The organism is Flavobacterium sp., assembly GCF_044357305.1.
Classification (GTDB): Bacteria; Bacteroidota; Bacteroidia; order Flavobacteriales; family Flavobacteriaceae; genus Flavobacterium.
Genome location: NZ_JBIKPS010000018.1, coordinates 39,126 through 62,279, shown reverse-complemented (window position 1 = coordinate 62,279; position 23,154 = coordinate 39,126). Strand labels below are relative to the sequence as shown.

Genomic DNA, 23,154 nt, shown 5'->3' with positions numbered 1-23,154 from the left:
TTCTGTTCATTGGAACATCTTTTAAAAGCCAAAGAATTATTTTCACGCAAATAACTATAGAAAGAAAGAATGTTAGTATTTTGGTTGTCATATTTAAGGTTTAGTGCTCACAGAAATTGTTGCTAACTACTAGATATAAGAATGTATATGTAACTTTTTTAAATCATTCCTATTTCTAAAACAATACTACAACTAATAAAATCTTTATGCAAATTTCATTTGTTTTTATTTACTTGATTTACCAATTTATCCAACGGACTCTCTATTTTATCAACTACACTACTAGTTAAATGGGTGTAAATAGTAGTGGTTTTAATGTTGGAATGTCCTAAAATTTTTTGAATGTATCGAATATCGGTACCATTTTCTAATAAATGGGTTGCAAAACTGTGCCGTAAAGTGTGTATAGTGGCTTTTTTTTCTAATCCTGCTTTTTTTATCGCCATACGCATTACCTCTTGTGCACTTCGAGCAGTGTAGGGTTCTCCTGCAAATTGCCCTTCAAATACATAGTGTTTACCGTTATACAATTGCCGGTAATGCTCTAACGATTTTACTATCGAATAAGGCAACATAACCATTCTATCTTTCATGCCTTTGCCATTTTTTACATGTATTTTATGTTCGGCAATCAAAATGTCACTCCATTTTAAGTTTACAATCTCGCTCACCCGCAATCCTGCACCATACCCTATCAATAATAGTAACTTATGTTTTGGGTTATTAACTACTTTAAATATTGACAAACATTCGTCCATGGTTAAAACAGTGGGAAGTTTCTTTTCTTTTTTTGGTCTAGGCAACAAAATTTCAAATTCACTTTTACAAACTACTTTATGGTAATAAAACTGCACGGCATTTACCATTGAGTGTCCCGTTGTTGCCGAAAGTCCTTTAGACATCAATGAGGCTAATAAAGTTACAATTTCGGGCTGTGTAATTTCTTCCGGATTTTTAAAGTTAAAATACCTTAAAAACTGAATAAAAGTGCCACAATAATTGCGAAGGGTTGACGGACTATAATTGACAGCCAAAAGCGCATTGATCATTTTTTCAAGATAAATCTTACCATTTTCGGGCACTTGAGCATAAATACTTTGCTTTGTTCTGGCTAAATCGAGCTGTTTTTTGTTAGGCATATTTCGAGCATTCAAATAACCTTTAGGCAAGTGATTTACAATTAAAATGCGATGTGGTTCCATTTGTAATTGGAGACTTTCTAGCATAATTGGTGTTGCTGGTAGCAAATAACAATTTTTAACCGTACTGTATTTGGACATTGAAAAACGTTTCATTTTTTCGTGAACTGTAGCTAATTTTGGCACATAAATTTCCATCCAGGCAACGTCTTCTGAATGTTGCATTAGGCTGATTTTGCCTCCTTTTATTTCGCTTTCTTTAGTATAAAAATCGGTGCCAAAAAAAGGATTTGTTTGCAAAATAGTTTCTACAATTTCTTTTGTATTTGGATGCCTATAAACCATATAACTTTTATAGTTTTTGTTCCAATAAACGCCTTTAGTTGCCAATAATTGCTTGCTTATTTCTTGATGAAAGTGCATTTTAAAGATCCAATATTTTCCGATGGGAGGAAACAATTGCAATTTTAGTTTTTTGGCAAACGGAATTTCTTCTGTTTTATGTTCAGGATTATTCTTTTGTAACGAATCTAACTGAATTTCGCTCTGGGCTATGGATGAAAGGTCACGACTTATAGAGTCGGTCATCGGTGGAATTGCTTTTTGGTTTTCTTTCTTAGGATTTTCTATTTCAATTTCATCAAAATTTTCTTTTAATAATTGATAATTGGCTGCAGTATAGTCAATATACCAACAATTATGGGTTTTGCTATAATTGGCTCCCATTTTTTTAATACACTGCTTTATTTGATTATTATAATCAAATACTAGTGCAATTCTAAAGTTGCCTCGATGGTTTATTTTTTTTATTCTAATTTTCACTAGTCATCAATTAATGAATATTGTATCCTAAATATAATAATAAAAAATGATAATGGCAAATGCAATGGCAATTTCAATGGCAAATGCAATGGCAATTTCAATGGCAATGTCAATGGCAATAGTAAAAACAAACAAGGGAAACGGAAATTCAAATGATGAAGGCAATTTTACAGTCGTTATTGAAAATTAGATTTCACAAAAGACATAACCTACTTAGCCCTGACAGAAGTGGAAATCCTGGCATTGCGTTATTCGACTTGTCTTATTTTATTGTGTTGTTCCTAGCAATTCCCGCTCTGCAAAGTGTTCCTTAGAACTAAGATGCTCTGCGATGGTCTCCCGACCTCGCAGAAAAGCGGGTCATTCATAAACGGAACATTCAAATATATTAAAAATTTCCCTTAGCTGAGGATTTAATTGATCCGAAGTCAGGAGACTTCGGATAGCGGGGAGTCAGGAGACTTCGGATAGCGGGAGACTTCGTATAGCGGGGATACTTTGGATAGCGGGGGTTTTGTCTATATCCGAGCAATCGGGTTAATCATTAATTTCCAAAAGCCACATTTCACCAAAATATTCTATGAAGTTGTCGCCAACACCTTTTCCATTTGTTCTACTTGAAATTGCTTTAACAGTAGAGCCTGAATAAATTTTAATATTTTCATCTCTAGCTCTTGACGGATTAATATTGTTTAAATTAGAAAATCTTCTATTACCAATTTCATGCGTTCTATTGTCAATAAACAGATCTGGTACTGAACCAACAACATGACCGCTTTCAAATGTAAAATCTTCATTAATGTAAATCAAGATCCACTTTTTTCCATTTGGTACTTTTAACGATTTCGAAGCATATCTATAACCGCTATAACTCATATCTCGTGTGTAGTTTGTTTTATTTTCTTTGCCCCAATTTATTTTTATTATTTTTTCACCGGTTTTTAAAGTTTGACCTTTAAAATATCCCGGTTGTTCAGGGTTGTTCGAGTCTAAATCGTTTGTTCCGTTTAATAAAGCTATGTTACTTTTTTCAATTTCTGTAAGATAGGATGTTACATCATCATATTGTGGTTTATACCAGGTTTGACTTTCAAAATATGCTTTCATTTCTGCGGTTTTAAAAATGTAACCATATCTCGCGAAAATTTCATTTTTCATAAGTTTGAGTTCATATTTATCAATGTTTACGATATCATTTTTAGATAAAATTCTTTCGGATGCAATTTGGTATTTTCCTGATAATGAATTTCGGTTGTTCATACTTACTGCTTCTTCATCGGAATAGTACTCTATTTTACGTTCAATAACATATGTATCATCATAGAACTTTTTAATTTCTTTTATCCAATTCCCAAAATTATCATATTCATAATTTGTAATGTAACCATTTTCGTCATCAACAATTTCAATCAAATTGTTTTTTGTATCATATTTATAATTTATTTCTTTTGAGTTCCCACGATCTGTATAAGTCTCATTAATTTTATCTCCGTTGTTATTATATTTGTAAATTCTATTTGTAGAATGTTTATCGCCATTCATTGTCAACTTTTTTAAAGAAACATCTCCTTTACTATTGTATTCATAATTTTCAGTGTATCCATTTGATTTCTGTTCAATCAGATTGTTTTTTTCGTCATATTTATAAATTGTTGTGTATGGACTTCCATTATTTACTAATTGAGATTCTTCAATTATATTTTCTGTATCATCATATTTATAAATTGTTGTATTGGCAATAACGTCATCATATAAAATAACTTTTTCAATCAAGTTACCATCACTATTATAATTATATTTAATATTGCTTGATTTATAAGAAGTCGTACCAGATAATATTGTTGTGTTTTCTTCAGTTTTATTATTATTACTATCTCTTTTAATTTCTGTTTTTGAATTAGAAAATTCGCCGTCATCTCCACCAATATTGCCTAAATCTTCTTTATAAATTTCAAATCCTTCAATATTATATAAAGTTTTAGTGTTATTTCTTTTTTCTATAATTTCGTTTGAATAGTTTGAGGTTAACGAAGTACTTACTGATTTAACTTTGCCTTTAAGTCCTGCAATTTTTAAATCGTTTGGAGTTTCTTTTTTATTACAGGATGTTACTATTAATGTAATTAATAACAATCCAATTAATGATAAATGTTTATGGTTCATTTATGTTTTCTGTTTTAAATTTGACTTAAATTATCGAATTTCTCTTGTTACATGCCGTAGCCTTGCCCATAACTTGTATATATGCGCTACAAAGTAGCGTGTATACGCCTTAATTTGGTTCTATATGCGCTACTTTGTAACGCTTTATTCATTCAAATATATAAATTATTTTAATTGTATAAAAAGATGCCGCTATTATTTAATTATTGTTTCTTTTGAAATAATATTAAATGATGCAATTCCTCCTGCGTCGGAATGACAAGTTTGTGATTAGTTTCTTTTGAAATTCTAATTTCACAAAAGACATAACCTACTTAGCCCTGACAGAAGTGGAAATCCTGGCATTGCGTTATTCGACTTGTCTTATTTTATTGTGTTGTTCCTAGCAATGCCAGATTGGAACGGATGGCAGGAATGACATTTACTAAAATGCGCAAGCCATTCGCTCCTGAATAAAAGAAAATTAGTTGTGTTTTTATTGAATTGCTTCTGCTACAATAAACCCGCTGGTCCAAGCATTTTGGAAATTGAATCCGCCAGTGATGGCATCAATGTTTACAATTTCGCCAGCAAAATAAAGGTTTGGATGGAGTTTGCTTTCCATAGTTTTGAAGTTGATTTCTTTTAGGTCGATACCGCCCGCGGTTACAAATTCTTCTTTAAAGGTGCTTTTGCCATTTACTTGAAATTCGCCTTGGGTTAATTGCAAGGCAAGATTTTGCAGTTGTTTTTTAGTTAAATCGGCCCATTTGGTATCTTCTGAAATTGTAGCGGCAAGAACTAAATTTTCCCAAAGACGGTTTGGAAACTCAAAGGGGGATTTTTTGGAAACCACTTTTTTAGAATGTTCTAGTTTGAGTTCTTTTAGTTTTTCTTCGGCTTCTTCAAGGGTAACCTCATTCAGCCAATTGACTTGAATGGCGAATTGGTAGTTTTTATCGGCTAATTCTCGTGCTCCCCATGCGGATAGACGCAATATTCCGGGTCCCGACATTCCCCAATGGGTTATTAATAGCGGTCCGGAGGCTTCAAGTTTGGAGTTTTTTACCTTTACGGATGCCATTGCCGAAACGCCCATTAAATCTTTCGTTCTCTTGTCTCCGATGTTAAAAGTGAATAAAGAAGGAACAGGAGGGATGATGGTATGCCCAATATTGGCAAGCATTTCCCAAATTTTTGGGTTGCTTCCGGTGGTTAGGATTAAATTTTGACAGGAATAGTTTTCGGTTGTGGTTTGTACTTTCCAATATTCGGGCGCTTTAAAGATAGATTGTACGCTTTGCCCAGTTAGGATGTCGATGCCGAGTTTTTGGGTTGCTGTTAAGAAGCAATCTACTATGGTTTGGGAGGAATTGGAAACGGGAAACATTCTGCCGTCGTCTTCAATCTTTAGTTCTATGCCATGTTTTTCAAACCATTCGATGGTGTCTCCGGAGCAAAATTGGTGGAACGGACCCCGAAGTTCTTTTTCGCCACGAGGATAAAATTTTACTAAATCGTTGGGCACAAAACAGGCATGGGTAACGTTGCATCGGCCACCGCCTGAAATTTTAACTTTAGTCAAAACTTCTTTCCCACGTTCTAAAATGGCAACTTTTAGTTTTGGATTTTTTTCTACAAGGTTAATTGCTGTAAAAAATCCTGCTGCACCACCTCCAACAATAATTATATCGTATTTTGAATTCATTTTTTATTTTTAAATCATTAAAGAAATTAGGAAAATAAGCAATGTATTACCTTGCGGACTTTGCGAAAAACTTTGCGTCTTTGCGGTTAAATCCGATCAGGAAAATCAGAAATTATCCCATCAACGTTTAATGATTTTACAAATATAAGGTCTTCTGGAGTATTTACCGTCCAAGTGTAGATTTTAAATCCGTTGGAATGTAAGAGGGTTACATTTTCGGCATTCAATAATTTAAAATACGGATTTATGGAATGTGCTTTTATTTGGATAGCAAAAGCAAGGGCTTTTTCAATAGCTGCTTCGGTTAATACTCCGGTGGATATTTCTATTTTATTGGAATGACAATACTGCGAAACTTCTTCTAAGGCTTCCCAAATAAAACTCGAAATCTGAAATCGATTGTATTTCCAATCCTGCTCTTTTACCGATTTTTCAATTAGTTGGAGGACTTTTGGAGTGGCACTTAACTCTTTTATTTCAATATTGATTATAGCTCTTTTATCCACAAATTGAATTACTTCTTCTAAAGTTGGAATTCCTAATTGTTTTAATTCGGATGCCGAATAATCGGATACAAAACCAGTTTTAGTAGTAGTTCGGTTAATGGTTGTATCATGAATAACCATAATTTCTCCATCGGAACTGTTGTGTACATCCAATTCTATAGCATCTACTTTTAGTTCTATTGCTTTAGCAAAAGAGGCTAAAGTGTTTTCTGGTTTATAGCCTTTGGCTCCGCGATGTCCAATTTTCAACATTTTTTTAATAAGGCATTGGTTCTACGAATAGATTCTTGGTCTTTATAGTCTAGCCATGCTTGCCCTCTGCGTTTGCGCATCCAATTGTCGTAATGACGGATGATGGCAACATTGGCAAATCCTTTCATTAAATTGCTTGGTCTTCCTGCTAAAGAGCGCAAACTTAACGAAAATCCTGGAGTTAAATATTTCATATAGTGCCACCAACCTTCGGGCATGTACAGCATTTCGCCATGGTTGAGATGGGTGATGTAGGGATTAATCTGTTTTAAAGCAGGAAATTTCTCGAAATCGGGATGGTCAAAGTCAATATCTTCATTACAAAGCCAAGAATAGGGGAGGCGGTACATGTATTTGGTTTCTTTTGGATCTACCAACACACATTGTTTTTTGCCGTCAAAATGAATGTGAAATATATTTGGAAAATCAATATCGTAGTGCATAAATACTTTGGCATCTTGGCCTCCAAAGAACAATAAGGGTAAACTTTTTAAAAGATGAATTCCCAAATTTGGCCATTTCATATCGGCTTTCATTGTTGGCACGTCTTTCATTAAATTGTAAAGAAAAATGCGTAAGTCGGTTGGTCCTTTTTCAAGAATATCAATGTATTCGGACATAGTCATTGTGAAATCGGGTTCGTTTACTTTTTTGGTATAATCGGTTTTTCGGCTATCGTATAACGGAACCATTTTGTCCCCGGCCACTTCTCTTAAAAAGTTAAAATCCCATTTAGTAAAAGCAGGCCAATCTTCAATTTGATTGGTTATAACCACGGGTTTTTGTAGTTTGTAATAATTCTTTATAAACTCTTCCTTGGTGAGTTTTTCAACTCTTTCTATTTCAATGTAATTGAATGGCATAAATGAATGTTGAATTAGATTATTGCTATTACATATTCAACTAAAGATACAATTTAAAATTGGATTTAATGAAATTATTTAACATTATTATAACCAAAAAATTGCCCTTGTGAGGCAATTTAGATAGGTATTTGTTTAAGATTTCATTGTTGTCCGAAAACTAATGGTTCACTTTTTTAAGCCATATAAATAGTGAAGCAACTTAATTCTCGCAAAGACGCAGAGTCGCAAAGGATTTAATTATAAACTGCGCCTTCGTGCTTTTGCGATATAAAATTTATAAATATTACAATTGAAAAAAATATTTAGATTTATAATTTTTCAAGAAGTAGAATAGAAAAGTTAGTGTTTAAAGAAACTTTTCCGTCTTTGACTACTGAAGTTTTTCCAGAATACGCCTCTTTAACTTTGGTTCCGTTTTTGAAAATAGTCCCAACCGAAATTTCTTTTTGACCGTTAGGTAAATCCAAACCAATAACCACTGCATCGTTAAGCTTCTCTTTAACAAATGTTCTACTGAACACATAAGGAGTGCTTGAAATTTGTGAGTGAACTCCAGCACCAATTGCAAGGTGGTTTTTTCTAAAGTTGCTTAGTTTTTGCCAATGCAATTCTATTTCGGCAGTTTTAGGATTGGTTTTAATGTCTTCCCAATTCATAAACGAACGTAAGGTTGCATCGCCTTGAGTTCCTGAAATATCTAAGGAACGAGCACTTTCATCTCCGTAGTAGGTTTGTGAAATTCCTGGAGCCAATAATAATTTGGTAGCACTTTCTAATGTTTTTTCCCGTTTTTTATCAAACGGATTGCTGTCATCGTGAGAGGAAACATAATTCATTACGGCAGTACCTTTTAAATCGGAATTCAAAATAGTAGAATATTTAGAAAACAATTCTTCATACCCCATTTTGGCTTCGTATGGAAAAGCAAAATTGATTAAACTTGTGAATCCATTTTCAAAATAGTTGACTTTTTTATCTCCGAAATCATATAATTTTTTTCCTCCAATGTTATAACCATAAACTTCGCCTACCATAAAAAACGGATTGGTATCTAAAACTTTTTTAGGGTTCTTAGTTTTAAATTCGGCGAAAGCCAGATCACATACTTTACGGAAATCGGCCCAAACATCTTCTTTAGTATGCTTTGCAGTATCTACGCGATAGCCATCTATACCATAGTTAGTGATATAATCGGATAGCCATTTCATGATATAATATTTCGGCGCACGAGGATAACCCGTTTGCTTGAAAAACGCATCTAATTCGGCAACTTCCTTATCGTAACGACCTTCTTTTCTCCATTTTTCAACCAAGAATGGAGGCAGGGCAACGTTGTCATTACTTTCGGTTTTAACATCAGGAAGATTTTCCACCAAAGTACAATTGATATACGTGTCATACGATTGGTAGGTGCATTTTGGGGAAGTCCGAACCCAGTCACTTGGATAAACTGAATCTTCTGCAGTAACTGGACCGGTATGATTGATTACGGCATCCAACATAATTCGGATTCCTTTGGCGTGTGCTTTTTCAACCAATTCTGCTAAATCTTTTTTAGTGCCATAACTTGGGTCTAACGAACTCCAGTCTCTAGTCCAATAGCCATGAAAGCCATAAGAAAATCCGGTTCCTTCGTCTACGCCATCGTGAATTTGTTCTACTATTGGAGTCATCCAAATTACAGTAGTTCCTAATTTATCAAAATAACCTTCGTCTAATTTTTGAATCACCCCACGAATATCGCCACCTTCAAAACCGCGAAGTTTTCCGGTTTCTTTAGTTCTGTTATAGGTATGGTCGTTGGTTTTATCGCCATTATTAAAACGATCCGTTAATAGAAAATATACGTTAGCATTCTCCCACAAAAAAGGAGTTTTAGTAGTGATGGTTTTCTTTTTTTGTGCAAAAGAATTTCCACAAATTAGCAAAGCCAATAAAGCGAAGGTTGTTATTTTTTTAATCATGATTTAATATTCTATTTTTATTTCTGGATTGGTTCCGTTTTCCCATGGAACTGAAATTTCCAAGGGATTAGTAAATGTTTTGTAAACCCGTTCTTGCCCATTTACAAAAATTCTTTTGGCATGGATATTATGGATTACTAAGTTTACATTTTTTGCTTTTGAAGTATATTTCTTTCCAACTTCAGTATAAAAATTAATTTTTAAGACGTTGTTTGCAATGTGGCTGTTGAAAGTAAGTAATTCGTATTCTCCTTTTTCATAAGCATTTGGAGTGGTCCCATCATCGTTGTATAATTCACCAGACGAAGAAGACATTGTTGCATCAAAATAATAATGCAAATCGAAAGCATCTAAAGAATATTCACTAGTATTTAGAATGGTTTTAATCTTAGGGATAAAACTTCCACCGTTCACAAAAACTGGAATATGGTCTTCCGTAACCGCAACTTTTTCTGTGGTATTGGATTTGTATTCTTTATCGGAATAAAAATCGAACCAATTACCACTTGTGTTAGGAAATTGCACTTCGGTTTCTGTTACGTTAGCACTAGTTATTGGTTTTACTAAAAAACTATTTCCCCAATAATATTGATCTGATTTAATATCGTTTTGCAACGTATTGGATTCGTTTTTTATATAAAATGGTCGCATTAATGCCTTTCCTGTTTGGTTGTTTTCAAAAGCTAAAGTATAATTGTATGGCAATAATTGGTAACGCAATTCTACTAGTTTCTTGGCTTTTTCTTTGGTAACAATGTCTTTATATGCCACCTCCGAAGCAACATCCTCTTGCGCATGTGGACGAAATATTGGCGTAAATACACCATATTGTAGCCAACGCAAATACAATTCGTTATCAAAATAATCGCCAGCAAATCCACCTAAATCGGAGTGCATATAGGCCATTCCTTGCATTCCCATTTGAACCGCAATTCCTACCTGACTTTGCAATCCGCCCCAACTTCTGCTTACATCGCCACTCCACGGAATCATTCCAAAGCGTTGGCTTCCGGAATATCCTGCACGCATTAAGATGAATGGGCGAGTAGTAGGGAAATCTTTTTTATAGCCATCGGCAATTAATTTTGCCCAATTGTGTCCGTAAATATTGTGCACTTCATCGGCTTTTCCACCAGCGGTAATTGCTGTGGTAGGAAAAACTTCTGGCTCCCCTAAATCGCCCCAAAGGCCACCAACACCTTGGTTTATTAATCGTTTGTAAACATTCCAAAACCATTGTTTTCCTTCGGGTTTGAAGACGTCTACAATTCCGGTATTTCCAAAATAGAAATCCCAAGTTGCAGGAGTTCCATCGGCATTAGTTGCTACTACTTTTTTATTCACGGTTTCTTGCCATTTGGAAGAAGACGTTAAAATAAAAGGTTCGGTTATTAGAATAGTTTTGATATTTTTTTTATTCAAATCGGCTATCATTTTATCTGGATTTGGGAAGTTGTCTTTATCCCAATCCAAATTTCCCATGGTGCCTTTGATGCCTTTTCCAAACCAATATAAATCTAAAATTATAGCATCTACTGGGATTTTATTTTCTTCAAATTTTCGAATCGTTTTTTCTACTTCTTCTTGCGAATGGTAGCCAAATCGAGAAGAAAAATTTCCGAATGCCCATCTTGGAGGCAATGGTTGTCTTCCGGTTAGTTCGGTATAATTAGTTGCCAAATCGCCTACAATTACTTGGTAAGTTTTTCTGCCCGAAATAGTTTCGTAAGTCAAGGTATTGTCTTTTTTTGAATCTAAATCCAAATAACCAATAGAAGGATTATCAAAATGAATAGCATATTTATTGGACGAAATTACTACTGGAATACAAAAATTCATCAATTCGGCATGGGTTTCGTAGCCATAACTAGCACGATTGTACAATTGCAATCTGTTGCCACGGCGGTTCATTGTTTCGAATGCTCTTGCGCCACCACCATACAATTTTTCATCGGGAGTGATGTTGAAATCGATAGTTTCTAATCCGTCTTTTTTCACATAACCATTTTTCTCCGAAAGGATTTCACTATCGGTATATAAATAGGTGATTTTAAAAGGAGATTTGGTTATTCTTACGTTGATGTTTTCGCTTGATAAAACAATCCAATTGGGTGAATTGGCACATTTACTTTTATGTAATTTTTTTATTTCAGATGCTACAACGGCATGTGAAATTGGATTGAAGGTTTCTCCATTAGGAATAAAAGAAGTTTCTACAATGTTATCCGATAAGGGTTTTATTTGATAGGAACCATCGTTGGTTTTGATTTCTAATATGTTTTTTTTCCAAGTATGGGAAATGTATTTTCTATTTGCATTTTGCGCAAAGGAAAAGGTGGTGATTAAAAGGAAAACAATTAGTTTTTTCATTTTTTATTCTTTTTTGAACCATTAAGATATTAAGATAATTAAGATTTTGCTCACTATTTAATTGTTTAATTTTTTTATTTCAATTCTAATATTAAAACAGATTTACCTTCTATTTCAATATCCTTTTTCAAGTCAATTGATTTTCCTGTAAGTGCATCGGTACCTGTTGTATAGTTGGAAGTGTTTTCTTTAAATCGGTTGGTTTTGAGAGTTTGCTTTTCCGAATTGTTATTAATTACCACCATCACACTTTCCGAATCATTGTATCTAAAATACACATAAACATTATTTTCGGGAGTATAATGTGTTGTTTTACCAGTATGAATAACGGTTTTAGTTTTTCTCCAATTGAATAATTTCGAACTAAAATCGTGAAATTTTTGTTGGTCGTCATTACGCCCTGCATTAGTGAAAGCATTGTTAGTGTCGTCCTTCCATCCACCAGGGAAATCATGTCGAATATCGCCATCGCCTAGACTTTTACTTCCTGCCATTCCAATTTCGGACCCGTAATATATTTGTGGAATTCCACGAACCGTTGCAATTAAAGTCATTGCTATTTGGTATTTTTGGAAATCGTTTTTGTAAATATTATTGAAACGATCGGTATCGTGGTTTTCGGCAAAAACCAAAATATTATTTATGTTTGGATATAAGAAATCGTTGGTAAAATTTTCATAAATTTTTATCATTCCAGTATTCCAGTTGGGCTTATCTTCATTGAAAACGCCTCCATTTATCGCTCCTTGAAGCGTGAAATCCATTACAGTAGGTAGATTGGTGTTGTAATTTTGGATTGCTGCAATTTTGCTGTCCTTTTGCCAATAGGCAATATGTGCTTGGCTGTTAAACCAAACTTCTCCAGCAATATTAAAATAAGGATATTCATCGGTAATGGCTTTGGTCCATTTTGAAATTCCTTCTTTATCGCAATACGAATAAGTATCCACGCGAAAACCATCTAAATCTGCATATTCAATCCACCAAATTGCGTTTTGTGTCAGGTATTTCAACACTAAAGGATTGGATTGGTTCAAATCGGGCATCGATTTTACAAACCAGCCATCCATACATAATTTTGTATCTACTGCAGATGCATTCGTGTCAAATTGTGTGGTCATTCTATAATTGGTTTGACCGTATCCTGGAAATTGATGGATCCAATCGTAGGTTGGCAAATCGTTCATCATCCAATGTTTGTAACCCCAATGGTTGGTTACATAATCCATGATGTTTTTCATGCCTCGTTGGTGCAATTCCGAACTCAATCGAAGGTAATCTTCGTTACTTCCAAAACGGGAATCTATTTTGTAAACATCGGATTGTCCATAACCATGATACGAACCTTTATCGTCGTTGTCTTCGCAAAGTGGCGTTGGCCAAACTGCAGTTGCTCCAAGGTCTTTGATGTAGTCTAAATTCTTGATAATTCCTTCAATATCGCCACCGTGACGACCATCTATTTTAGTTCTATCTGCTTTTTCGCTGGTTTCTTTAGTGCTGTCGTTGTTCGGATTTCCGTTTGCAAATCGATCGGGCATGATAAGATAAATCAAATCGGAACTGTCATAACCTTTGCGGAAGCGAGAATTTTCTCTTCTTGCTTTAAGCGAATAGTTTTGGGTAAACGATTTGTTTTTGTTTTTGAAAGTGAAAACAAGTTCTTGAGCCGCAACATTTTTAGTATCGAGGGTTACAAAAACATAGTTTGGATTTTCAGTTTTCTGAACACCTTTGATGACAAGTCCATTGGAAACGGATACTTCGTTTTGCGCAATGTTTTTTCCATAGAACATAATTTGAACTTCAGAAAGATTCATGTCGCTATACCAAAAAGGGGGTTCAATTTTGTCAATTTGAGCGAAAGAGATTGTCGTGATTAGTAAAAAGAAGAGGGTTTTTTTCATGTTGTTTTTTTTTCTCGCAAAGGCGCGAAGGCGCAAAGCAAATTTTTAATAAAGATTGTTTACAATTCTTTTTATGCCATTCTTAATAAGTGATTCATTGAAATTTATTAGCAAACCTAATTTTAAATCTGTTATTTTTAAATAGGTTAGTAGTTGTTTTGGATGAACATTTGAAATTTCTGCGACTGATTTTATTTCAATAATAACTTTATTTTCAACTATTAAATCAGATCGAAATCCTATATCCAAATATACATCCTCCCAAATTACGGGAATTGGTTTTTGTCTTTCTACGCTCAATCCTTTTTTTGTTAACTCGTAACATAATACTGCTTCATAGACACTTTCTAATAAGCCAGGTCCAAGTTTTGTGTGAATTTTATAACTTACGTCTACTATTATTTTTGAAAGTTCATTTTCTGTCATAATTGTATGTTTTTAATTTCGTATATAATCTTGCAAAAGCACAAAGGCGCAAAGTTTTATTTTTTAATAATTAAAGACAATCTGTAAAGTTATTTCTTTGTTTCTTTCTGACTTAGCTAAAAATTATAATTTCATTTAGTTTTCTGCTTTGATTATAAAGACAATAAGGCATAAAGTTTTTTGTTTTTGGTATTTTTAACAAACAAAGTCGCAAAGTACTTTCTTTGCGACTTTGTGTCTTTGCGAGAAATTAAACCGTTACAAAACTATTCGGCTCCACTAAAATTTCTTTCCCTTTAACAAATACAGTAATTTGTTTATCTCCTTCAAGAGAGAATGAGGTTTCTATTTGGTTAACCGCTACTTTCAAAATTTGATTTCTGAAGTTGATTTTAAAAGAATATCCTTCCCATTCTTTTGGGATTTTTGGTTCAAAATGTAGGGTGTTTCCTTTGACACGCATTCCGCCAAATCCTTCTACGATACTCATCCAAGTACCTGCCATAGAAGTAATGTGACAACCTTCTTCTACCTCTTTGTTATAATCGTCTAAATCCAAACGAGAAGTTCTTAAATAGAAGGTGTAGGCCATATCCATTTTGTCTAAAAGAGCAGCTTGGATGGAGTGAACACAAGGCGAAAGTGAACTTTCATGCACCGTAAAGGGTTCGTAAAAGTTAAAATGTTTCTCTAATTGTTCTTTGGTAAAATGATCTTCAAAGAAGTAAAAACCTTGTAAAGTATCTGCTTGTTTGATGTAGGGAGAACGCAAAATTCTATCCCAAGACCATTTTTGGTTGATTGGACGTTGCGATTTATCTAAATCATGTACTTTTATTAATTCTTTATCTAAGAAGCCGTCTTGTTGTAAATATACTTCATGTTCTTCTGAATAAGGGAAATACATATTGTCGGCAACTGCTTTCCAATGGGCTATTTCGGCTTTATCTAAATGCACTTTACTCATTATTCGAGTAAAATCGGAAGTATATTCTAGTTCAACTTTAGTAATTTGCTCGATGGCATAATCTATACACCATTTCGCTAAATAATTAGTATAGAAATTATTGTTTACATTGTTTTCATATTCGTTAGGACCTGTTACTCCTAGAATAACATATTGATTTCTGTACGTAGAGTAGGTGGCTCTTTGGTGCCAAAAACGAGCAATGGCGATAAGAACTTCCAATCCTTTTTCTGGGATATAGGAATAATCTCCGGTGTAACGGTAATAATTGAATATAGCAAAAGCAATCGCTCCGTTTCTGTGAATTTCTTCAAATGTGATTTCCCATTCGTTATGGCATTCTTCGCCATTCATGGTAACCATTGGATATAAAGCAGCACCATTTTTGAAACCTAATTTGGCTGCATTTTCAATGGCTTTGTCCAATTGATTGTAACGATAGGTCAATAAGTTTCTTGCAACTTGTTGGTCTTTGGTCGCCATATAAAACGGAATGCAATAGGCTTCGGTATCCCAATACGTAGAACCGCCATATTTTTCGCCAGTGAATCCTTTCGGACCAATATTCAAACGAGAATCTTTACCTAAATAGGTTTGATTCAATTGGAATATATTGAAACGAATTCCTTGTTGGGCCTTTACATCGCCATCAATAGTGATGTCACTCATTTCCCAGATTTTGGCCCAAGCCTGCTTTTGATTTTCAGCTAATTGAGAATAACCAATTTCAAGTCCTTTTGCAATTACTTTTTGAGCAGCAACTTCTGTGTTTTCGTGGTTTAAGGAAACTGTGTAGCCACCAAGTTTTTGAATAGCACTAGTTTGTCCTTTGGCAACCGTAACTTCATAAGTGAATTGAATTCTGTCGGAAGTTTTTACCACTTCTGATGGAGCACAATTAAGATTATTGCTTTCTAGCAAAATGGTATTTTGCATGAAAGTAGTTGCTGTAAAATGCGTTTTGAAAGTTCTTGCAGTTACAAAAGCTTCATTGTTAGTATTAGTAACTTCTAATGGTTCCCAGAATTTTTCTTCCCAGTTAGCATCTTCGTTATGAACTCCAGCATCTAGATAAGGTTGGTACGTAATTTTGGCATCTCCATTTAATGGTGTGATCTCAAAATTAATAACGCCCAATTCATCTAAATCTAAAGAAAGAAAACGAGTGATTTTGGCGGATATTTCAGTTCCGTTTTGCAAAGTTGCTTCAAAAGAACGGTAGTAAATACCTTCTTTCATATTCAATTCCCGACGGAAATTAACAACCGATTTGCATTTGGCTAAATCTAAACTTTCGCCATTGATTTCGATGTTAATTCCAATCCAATTGGGTGCATTTAATACTTTTGCAAAATATTCTGGATAGCCATTTTTCCACCAGCCCACTTTAGTTTTGTCGGGATAGTAAATTCCGGCAATGTAACTTCCTTGAAAAGTTTCGCCAGAATAGGTTTCTTCAAAATTGGCTCTTTGTCCCATGGCACCGTTTCCGATACTGAACAAACTCTCGGATGATTTTACGCTTTCGGCATCAAATCCTTCTTCAATAATAGACCAATTGTCTGGTTTTATATAATCTTGATTCATTTTTATAAAAGTTTAGAGGTATAAAGGTTTAGAAGTTTAGTTCCAATACTTAACACTCAGGGGTATTTCTATTCTCTTTTTTCTATATTCTCTTTTTAATTTATTAACGATTCTATAAAAGAAACATCAATAAAAGTAAAATCTTTAAATATGTATTTGGCTTCGTGTAGGGTTGCCGCATCACCAATACCAATACTAATCATATTGGCTGTGTTTGCTGCTTGAATTCCCGCAACAGAATCTTCAAAAACGATTGAATTTTCGTTGGTTGCATTTAATTTTTTTGCTGCTTGCAAGAAAACTTCTGGATCTGGTTTTGCGTTAGTAACATCGTTTCCGTCAACAATCGCGTCAAAAAGAGAAATAATGCCAGTTTTTTCTAAAATGGGTCTCGCATTTTTACTTGCAGAACCTAGAGCTATTAGTTGGTTTTTGTCTTTTAAATAATGCAGAACCGGAAGAACTCCCGGTAGAATTTCGCTTTCATCAATATCCACTAAATAGGAAAGATAGTCTTCATTTTTTTGGATAAGCCATTTGTTTTTATCTTCTTGGGATGCTTGAATATTTCCAAGTTCTAGAATGATATCTAACGATCGAACGCGGCTAACTCCTTTTAATTGTTCGTTGTGTTCTGGTGTAAATTCGATTCCGAGTTCTTGAGATAATTTCTGCCAAGCCAAGAAATGGTATTTGGCAGTATCTACAATAACTCCGTCAAGGTCGAATAGGAATGCTTTTTTATTTGTCATTTTGTTTTTTTTAACCTGAAATTGCGTTTTTATCTGTAATAAAGAAATTACATAAGCCTGCAATAATTAATGAAATGCCTGCTAAAAGCATAGCATTAATGTGTGCCTCTCCGATTAATTTATATAAGAAGTTAATTCCTCCAAGTGCAGCAATAATTTGTGGAATTACAATAAACATATTGAATAATCCCATCATCATACCCATTTTTTTTGGATTTACTGAGCTAGATAACATAGCATAGGGCATCGACAGGATACTTCCCCAAGAAAAACCAATTAATATAAAGGAATACATTAATGTAGATGGAGTTGCATAAAACATATAAATAAAACCTAAACCACCAAGAATCAATGAAACCATATGGATATATTTTCTATTTATTTTATTTTTCATTGTGTAAAAAGTTAGTAATAATGCAAATGCCATGGACGACAATCCGTAAATTCCGGATGTAGAACCGACTAAATTAGCTGCGTCTTGATATTTCAAATTAGCCGCATCATAAGTTGCTTTTTGAGATACATCATTCATATTAAATTCTTTCACATTAGGTGATGGTGAATTATAAACATGTTCTGTTAGTGCAGGTGTAGACAAGCTCCACATGGTAAAAAATGCAAACCAACTAAAAAATTGAATTAAACCCAATTTTTTCATTGTTGATGGCATTTCTTTTAAACTTGCAAATAAATCTGGAATAAAACGAGATTCATTTTTTTCGGATTTAAATTTTTCTAAATCTACAGGAGGATCTTCTTTGGTAGTGAAGATAGTAAATAGAATACTTGTTATAAAAACAAAAGCTCCTATAGAAAATGCTACAACTACTGATGGTGGAATTACTCCTGCTGCAGCTTCATTTGTAACGCCTAATTTGTTTACTAGCCAAGGTAAATTACTAGCAATCCAAGTTCCAATACCGATAATAAGTGTTTGAATTACAAAACCATTGGATCGTTGTGATTCTGGGAGTTTGTCTGCAACTAAAGCACGAAATGGCTCCATACTTATGTTAATTGAAGAGTCAAGTACCCATAATAGTCCAGCAGCAACCCATAAAACTGGAGAATGCGGCATGAAAAATAAAGTAATAGATGCTAAAACAGCTCCAATAAGGAAAAAAGGTTTTCTTCTGCCAAATTTAGGACTCCAAGTATTGTCTGATAAATATCCAATAATTGGTTGAACTAGAAGCCCTGTTAAAGGCGCCGCAATCCATAAACCAGGTATGCTGTCTACTTCTGCGCCAAGAGTTTGAAATATTCTAGACATGAATCCACCTTGAAGGGCAAATCCAAATTGTATTCCTAGAAATCCAAAACTCATGTTCCAAATTTGCCAGAAACTTAACTTACGCTTTTCCATTATCGTAATTTATTGGTTAATAAAACGATAAGCGCGATGCTTATCAAAACTTATTTTATTTTCGAAGTAAAGTATAAGTTTTGATGGGGCAAAGATATTAAAAAAAATAAGAATTAAAAATTTAAAAAAATTAGTTTGCTAATACTACTTTTTGTTGATGATTATAGGGATTTAAGTGGTAGATTCTCTTTCTATTAGTTCCGTTTCAATAACTTCGGTTTTGTAAAGTTCATCATACTCTTCCTCAATTTCTAGTTTTTCAATTAGCATAATTGCTGCTTTTTCACCCATTTTCACTCCGTTTTGACTAACGGTAGTGATAGATGGGGAAGAATATTTGGAGATAATTCCATCTGTAAATCCAATAATAGAGAGTTCTTCGGGTACTTTTTTACCTAAACGGTTAGCAATTTTAATAGCTGTAACTGCAAAAATTTCGTTTACAGCAAAAATGGCATCTATTTCATTGTTTGCAATTAACGATTCGATTTGGGATTCGAAATTATCGGTATCTTCAATTCTTAAAATTAGATTTTCATCAAATGGAATGTCGTTATTTTTTAATGCTTTGGTATAACCTTCGGTTCTTAATTTTCCTACACTAACGTAATCAACGGTAGTAATAAGAGCAATTTTTTTAAATCCTCTATCAATTAAAAATTGGGTGGCATTAAATGCTGCTAAATTATCGTCTATAATTACTTTGTCGCAAAGAATATCATTAGTAACTCTGTCAAACATTACTACCGGCATTCCTTGATTGATAACTTCGGTAATGTGGTGGAAATCTCTTTTTTGTTGGGTTTCTTTAGATAGGGACATAATGAAGCCATCAATACTTCCGTTAGCTAGCATTTCCATATTAATAACTTCTTTATCAAAGGATTCGTCTGACAGACAAACAATTACATTATACCCTTTTTTATTGGCAACATGCTCTACACCACTAATAACTGTTGCAAAAAAATGATGAATGATTTCAGGTATAATAATACAAATAGTTTTGGACTTTCTATTTTTTAGACTTAATGCAATATTGTTTGGCGTGTAGTTGTATAATTTTGCAAATGCCTTTACCTTTTGTCGGGTGTCCTCACTTATTTCGGAGCTGTCTTTTAATGATTTAGAAACTGTGGAAATAGAAACGTCTAATTCTTTTGCAATTTGCTTTAAAGTTACCTTTCTTCTCATGTTGCGATTATGATAAATATTTAATAAAAAATAAAGATACATTTATTTTTTTAATCTCTCAATTTTTAAGCGTAAAAGCTATAAAATCAGGAAAGTTTTCAACACGAAAACGTTTGCGCTACGCTATAATGATTGTCAATTTTTTTTATCTCCAAAATTTGCATAATTTTAACTTTTCGAAGTAAAAGTATAAGCAAAATAATTAATTAATTTAAAAATAATTTATGAAAACAATTTATAAAAAATTGTTGTTTTTATTCCTTTTTCTACCATTTAGCATTCTTGCGCAGAATGTGGTTAATGGAGTAGTTGTTGATAAAAAAACAAATCAACCAATTCCAGGAGTAAATGTAACGGTACAAGGCGCAAATCAAAGTACTTCAACTGATTTGGATGGTACGTTTAAGTTATCCAAAGTAAAAAAAGGAGACAAAATTTCGTTTTCTTTCATTGGATATAAAATTGAAACTATCTCTTTTGAAAATCAAAAAACGATTATGGTTTCTTTAGTTGAAGAAGCTAATGTATTACAAGATGTTGTAGTACAAGTAGGTTATGGATCTGTTAAGAAAAAATATGCTACAGGATCTGTAGAAGTTTTAACAACTAAAGAAATGAACAAAGGGTATGTTTCTTCGGTTGAAGGGCTTTTAAACGGAAGAGCTGCTGGTGTTGTAGTAACACAAGGTGGCCGTCCTGGTGATGGAGCTGCAATTAGAATTCGTGGAGAGTCCTCTTTATATGGAAAAAACGATCCATTAGTAGTTGTAGATGGAGTTGCAATTGAAAATGGTTTAAACTCTATCAATCCTAATGATATTGAAACAATATCGGTTTTAAAAGATGCTTCTTCTACTGCAATTTATGGTAACAGAGCTTCAGCTGGAGTTATTATGATTACAACTAAAAAAGGGGCAAAGGGAGATGTGAAAGTTAGTGTAAACAATACTATTACAGTAAATACCTTAGCTAAAAAATTAGATGTAACTTCTGCAGACGATTTTAGAGCTTTTATGAATAATCCAGCAAATATATCATTTTATGGTATTGACACAAATAGATTAGCTAAAATGGGTACTGCATCTACAGATTGGCAAAAAGAAATTTTTTCTAACTCGGTTACTCTAGATAATTATGTTTCTATGAGAGGTTCTTTGTTCGGAGCACTTCCTACTTCTTTCTCTTATGGACATTCTTATATTCCTGGTATTTTAGAAACTTCTAAATACGATAGAACAACTACTGCAATTCGTTTAAATCCATCTTTCTTTAAAGAGCATTTAAAAATTGCTGTAAATGGTAACTTTACTGTAACAAAAAACCGATACGCAGATGAAGGAGCAATTAGAAATGCTATTACATTTGATCCAACTCAATCGGTATATAATACAACTGGTTTAAATGGCGGATATTTTGAATGGTATAATGATTCAAATAGCCCAATATTTTTAGCAACAGATAATCCAGTTGCTACCTTAAGACAAACAAACAATACGGATAAATCTTATCGTTATTTAGCAAATATCCAAGCGGATTATAAATTCCACTTTATGCCTGATTTGAAATTTACTGCTGTTGCTGCAATTGATCGAACAACAGGAGAAAAAGCATACGTATTAAGTAATCAAAGTATTAGTGGATTATACAACAATAATGTAGGTTTAGGTAATATTTCTAACGGATGGTGGACAAGTACTCAAAAATCATTAGAAGTATATTTTAACTATACAAAAAAAATTGGCAAACTAAATCTAGATATTACCGCTGGTCATAGTTACCAAAACACCAAACAAGATTCATTTAATACTAATAACATAAATGATCCTCAAAATGTTATTAGTTCAAATAATTATTACTTAAATCCAATTATTAAATTAGAATCTTATTTTGGTAGAGCTAATCTTGGTTTTGATAGTAAATATTTGTTAACTCTTAATTTAAGAAGAGATACTTCTAACAGATTTGATCCATCTAACCAAACCGCAATCTTCCCTGGAGCTGCTTTTGCTTGGGTTGCTTCTAATGAAGGCTTCCTGAAAGATAGCAAATCTATTACAAGTCTTAAATTAAGAGCTGGATGGGGGCAAACAGGGCAACAAGATATGGGTTATAATTATTTTCCATACTTGCCAACTTACTTAGGTTCAAATACGGGGTCTTTCTATAATTTTGGAAATACTACGTATAGTCCAGTTAGCCCATTATTTTATACTACGTTATTGAAATGGGAAACGGTTACTTCAACTAATTTTGGAGCTGATTTTGAATTATTCAAAAAAGTTAAAGGTAGTTTAGATTTCTATCAAAAAGAAACTAAAGAATTGTTAGCTAAAGGGGTTCCTTATCCTGATGGAGCTAACCTTTCTAACAATGGTCCAAGAAACTTTGGTAACCTTAAAATTCAAGGTATAGAGTTGAATTTAAATGCTGACGTTGTTAAAACAAACAATTTTAATTGGAATGTTAATTTCAATACGAATTATCAAAAAAGAGAAATCACTGCAACTGCAGTTGATGGGACAGATTCTCCGGGTATTCCATGGGGGGATATTGCAGGTGGTATTGGAAATACAATACAAATGCAATCTACTGGATATGCTCCTAGTTCTTTCTGGGTAATGGAACAAGTATATGGAACAGATGGAAAACCACTTGAAGGTGTATTTGTAGATAGAAATGGAGATGGTGTAATCAACTCTAAAGATGCGTTCCACTTCAAAAAACCATATGCAGATTTCATCTTTGGATTAATGTCTAATATGACTTACAAAAAATGGGATTTCAATATGTCTTGGAGAGCTAGTTTAGGAAACTATAACTACAATAATACAGACTCTTCAAGAGGATATTTAGCACAATCAATTAGTCAAATTACTCCATTAAATAATATCAGTCCAAGTTTCTTTTCAACTGGATTTGTAAACGAAGGAAATTTTAGATATTCATCTGATTATTATGTTCAAAACGCCTCTTTCATTAAGTTAGATAACGTTTCTATAGGATATAACTTTAGTGAGCCATTTGGTAAAACTACATCTGCTAAATTATCTTTAGGTGTCCAAAATGCATTAACTATTACTAAATACAAAGGATTAGATCCTGAGGTGTTTGGAGGTATTGATAATATGATCTACCCAAGAGCAAGAATGTATGTAGTAGGATGTAATGTTAACTTTTAATTAAAAAACG

15 protein-coding genes are annotated in these 23,154 nt (G+C 33.5%); 2 read left to right on the top strand and 13 right to left on the bottom strand.

Features of this window, described 5'->3' with window-relative positions:
• Positions 1–215: 215 nt before the first annotated feature.
• Positions 216–1,865, bottom strand: coding sequence for a tyrosine-type recombinase/integrase (locus ACIQ2J_RS11125; protein WP_396169723.1), 1,650 nt, complete (start codon positions 1,863–1,865; stop codon positions 216–218).
• A gap of 142 nt (positions 1,866–2,007) precedes the next feature.
• Here ACIQ2J_RS11125 and ACIQ2J_RS11120 point away from each other — a divergent pair, with 142 nt between their 5' ends.
• A complete protein-coding gene (locus ACIQ2J_RS11120) occupies positions 2,008–2,151 on the top strand; it encodes a hypothetical protein (protein WP_396169721.1) in 144 nt (47 codons plus the stop codon).
• Positions 2,152–2,498: 347 nt separating this feature from the next.
• Here ACIQ2J_RS11120 and ACIQ2J_RS11115 read toward each other — a convergent pair whose 3' ends face one another.
• The 12 genes from ACIQ2J_RS11115 to ACIQ2J_RS11060 all read right to left on the bottom strand — a co-directional run bounded on the left by ACIQ2J_RS11115 (position 2,499) and on the right by ACIQ2J_RS11060 (position 19,965).
• Complete coding sequence (locus ACIQ2J_RS11115; protein ID WP_396169719.1) at positions 2,499–4,124, bottom strand: YARHG domain-containing protein; 1,626 nt, start codon at positions 4,122–4,124, stop codon at positions 2,499–2,501.
• 475 nt (positions 4,125–4,599) lie between these two features.
• The gene (locus ACIQ2J_RS11110; RefSeq protein ID WP_396169717.1) at positions 4,600–5,811 is read right to left on the bottom strand and encodes an NAD(P)/FAD-dependent oxidoreductase; all 1,212 of its coding nucleotides are present in this window, start codon (positions 5,809–5,811) and stop codon (positions 4,600–4,602) included.
• Positions 5,812–5,897: 86 nt separating this feature from the next.
• Complete coding sequence (locus tag ACIQ2J_RS11105; protein WP_396169715.1) at positions 5,898–6,569, bottom strand: glycerophosphodiester phosphodiesterase; 672 nt, start codon at positions 6,567–6,569, stop codon at positions 5,898–5,900.
• A complete protein-coding gene (locus ACIQ2J_RS11100) occupies positions 6,563–7,432 on the bottom strand; it encodes a cupin-like domain-containing protein (protein ID WP_396169713.1) in 870 nt (289 codons plus the stop codon). Before ACIQ2J_RS11100 ends, ACIQ2J_RS11105 begins: the two co-directional genes overlap by 7 nt.
• Positions 7,433–7,743: 311 nt before the next feature.
• Complete coding sequence (locus ACIQ2J_RS11095) at positions 7,744–9,399, bottom strand: alpha-amylase family glycosyl hydrolase (protein ID WP_396169711.1); 1,656 nt, start codon at positions 9,397–9,399, stop codon at positions 7,744–7,746.
• Between the two features lie 3 nt (positions 9,400–9,402).
• Positions 9,403–11,769 (bottom strand): TIM-barrel domain-containing protein, encoded by a 2,367-nt coding sequence (locus tag ACIQ2J_RS11090; RefSeq protein ID WP_396169709.1) that lies wholly within the window; start codon positions 11,767–11,769, stop codon positions 9,403–9,405.
• Between the two features lie 74 nt (positions 11,770–11,843).
• Positions 11,844–13,676, bottom strand: coding sequence for a glycoside hydrolase family 13 protein (locus ACIQ2J_RS11085; protein ID WP_396169707.1), 1,833 nt, complete (start codon positions 13,674–13,676; stop codon positions 11,844–11,846).
• 45 nt (positions 13,677–13,721) lie between these two features.
• The gene (locus tag ACIQ2J_RS11080; protein ID WP_396169706.1) at positions 13,722–14,102 is read right to left on the bottom strand and encodes a GxxExxY protein; all 381 of its coding nucleotides are present in this window, start codon (positions 14,100–14,102) and stop codon (positions 13,722–13,724) included.
• A gap of 250 nt (positions 14,103–14,352) precedes the next feature.
• On the bottom strand, positions 14,353–16,656 hold the full coding sequence (locus ACIQ2J_RS11075) for a glycoside hydrolase family 65 protein (protein WP_396169704.1): 2,304 nt from the start codon (positions 16,654–16,656) through the stop codon (positions 14,353–14,355).
• A 95-nt stretch (positions 16,657–16,751) separates the two neighbouring features.
• The gene (pgmB, locus tag ACIQ2J_RS11070) at positions 16,752–17,408 is read right to left on the bottom strand and encodes a beta-phosphoglucomutase (protein WP_396169702.1); all 657 of its coding nucleotides are present in this window, start codon (positions 17,406–17,408) and stop codon (positions 16,752–16,754) included.
• Between the two features lie 10 nt (positions 17,409–17,418).
• The gene (locus ACIQ2J_RS11065; RefSeq protein WP_396169700.1) at positions 17,419–18,774 is read right to left on the bottom strand and encodes an MFS transporter; all 1,356 of its coding nucleotides are present in this window, start codon (positions 18,772–18,774) and stop codon (positions 17,419–17,421) included.
• Positions 18,775–18,945: 171 nt separating this feature from the next.
• Entirely contained in the window at positions 18,946–19,965 is a 1,020-nt protein-coding gene (locus ACIQ2J_RS11060; RefSeq protein WP_396169698.1) for a LacI family DNA-binding transcriptional regulator, read from the bottom strand.
• 224 nt (positions 19,966–20,189) lie between these two features.
• On the opposite strand from ACIQ2J_RS11060, the gene ACIQ2J_RS11055 reads away from it, so the two are divergent.
• Positions 20,190–23,144: a SusC/RagA family TonB-linked outer membrane protein gene (locus tag ACIQ2J_RS11055; RefSeq protein WP_396169696.1), complete on the top strand. Its 2,955-nt coding sequence runs from the start codon at positions 20,190–20,192 to the stop codon at positions 23,142–23,144.
• Positions 23,145–23,154 lie beyond the last annotated feature (10 nt).

Bases quoted from the DNA above. Each gene is read 5' to 3' on its own strand.
- ACIQ2J_RS11125 (WP_396169723.1), bottom strand. From the start codon at position 1,865: ATGGGAGCCAATTATAGCAAAACCCATAATTGTTGGTATATTGACTAT.
- ACIQ2J_RS11120 (WP_396169721.1), top strand. From the start codon at position 2,008: ATGATAATGGCAAATGCAATGGCAATTTCAATGGCAAATGCAATGGCA.
- ACIQ2J_RS11115 (WP_396169719.1), bottom strand. From the start codon at position 4,124: ATGAACCATAAACATTTATCATTAATTGGATTGTTATTAATTACATTA.
- ACIQ2J_RS11110 (WP_396169717.1), bottom strand. From the start codon at position 5,811: ATGAATTCAAAATACGATATAATTATTGTTGGAGGTGGTGCAGCAGGA.
- ACIQ2J_RS11105 (WP_396169715.1), bottom strand. From the start codon at position 6,569: ATGTTGAAAATTGGACATCGCGGAGCCAAAGGCTATAAACCAGAAAAC.
- ACIQ2J_RS11100 (WP_396169713.1), bottom strand. From the start codon at position 7,432: ATGCCATTCAATTACATTGAAATAGAAAGAGTTGAAAAACTCACCAAG.
- ACIQ2J_RS11095 (WP_396169711.1), bottom strand. From the start codon at position 9,399: ATGATTAAAAAAATAACAACCTTCGCTTTATTGGCTTTGCTAATTTGT.
- ACIQ2J_RS11090 (WP_396169709.1), bottom strand. From the start codon at position 11,769: ATGAAAAAACTAATTGTTTTCCTTTTAATCACCACCTTTTCCTTTGCG.
- ACIQ2J_RS11085 (WP_396169707.1), bottom strand. From the start codon at position 13,676: ATGAAAAAAACCCTCTTCTTTTTACTAATCACGACAATCTCTTTCGCT.
- ACIQ2J_RS11080 (WP_396169706.1), bottom strand. From the start codon at position 14,102: ATGACAGAAAATGAACTTTCAAAAATAATAGTAGACGTAAGTTATAAA.
- ACIQ2J_RS11075 (WP_396169704.1), bottom strand. From the start codon at position 16,656: ATGAATCAAGATTATATAAAACCAGACAATTGGTCTATTATTGAAGAA.
- pgmB (WP_396169702.1), bottom strand. From the start codon at position 17,408: ATGACAAATAAAAAAGCATTCCTATTCGACCTTGACGGAGTTATTGTA.
- ACIQ2J_RS11065 (WP_396169700.1), bottom strand. From the start codon at position 18,774: ATGGAAAAGCGTAAGTTAAGTTTCTGGCAAATTTGGAACATGAGTTTT.
- ACIQ2J_RS11060 (WP_396169698.1), bottom strand. From the start codon at position 19,965: ATGAGAAGAAAGGTAACTTTAAAGCAAATTGCAAAAGAATTAGACGTT.
- ACIQ2J_RS11055 (WP_396169696.1), top strand. From the start codon at position 20,190: ATGAAAACAATTTATAAAAAATTGTTGTTTTTATTCCTTTTTCTACCA.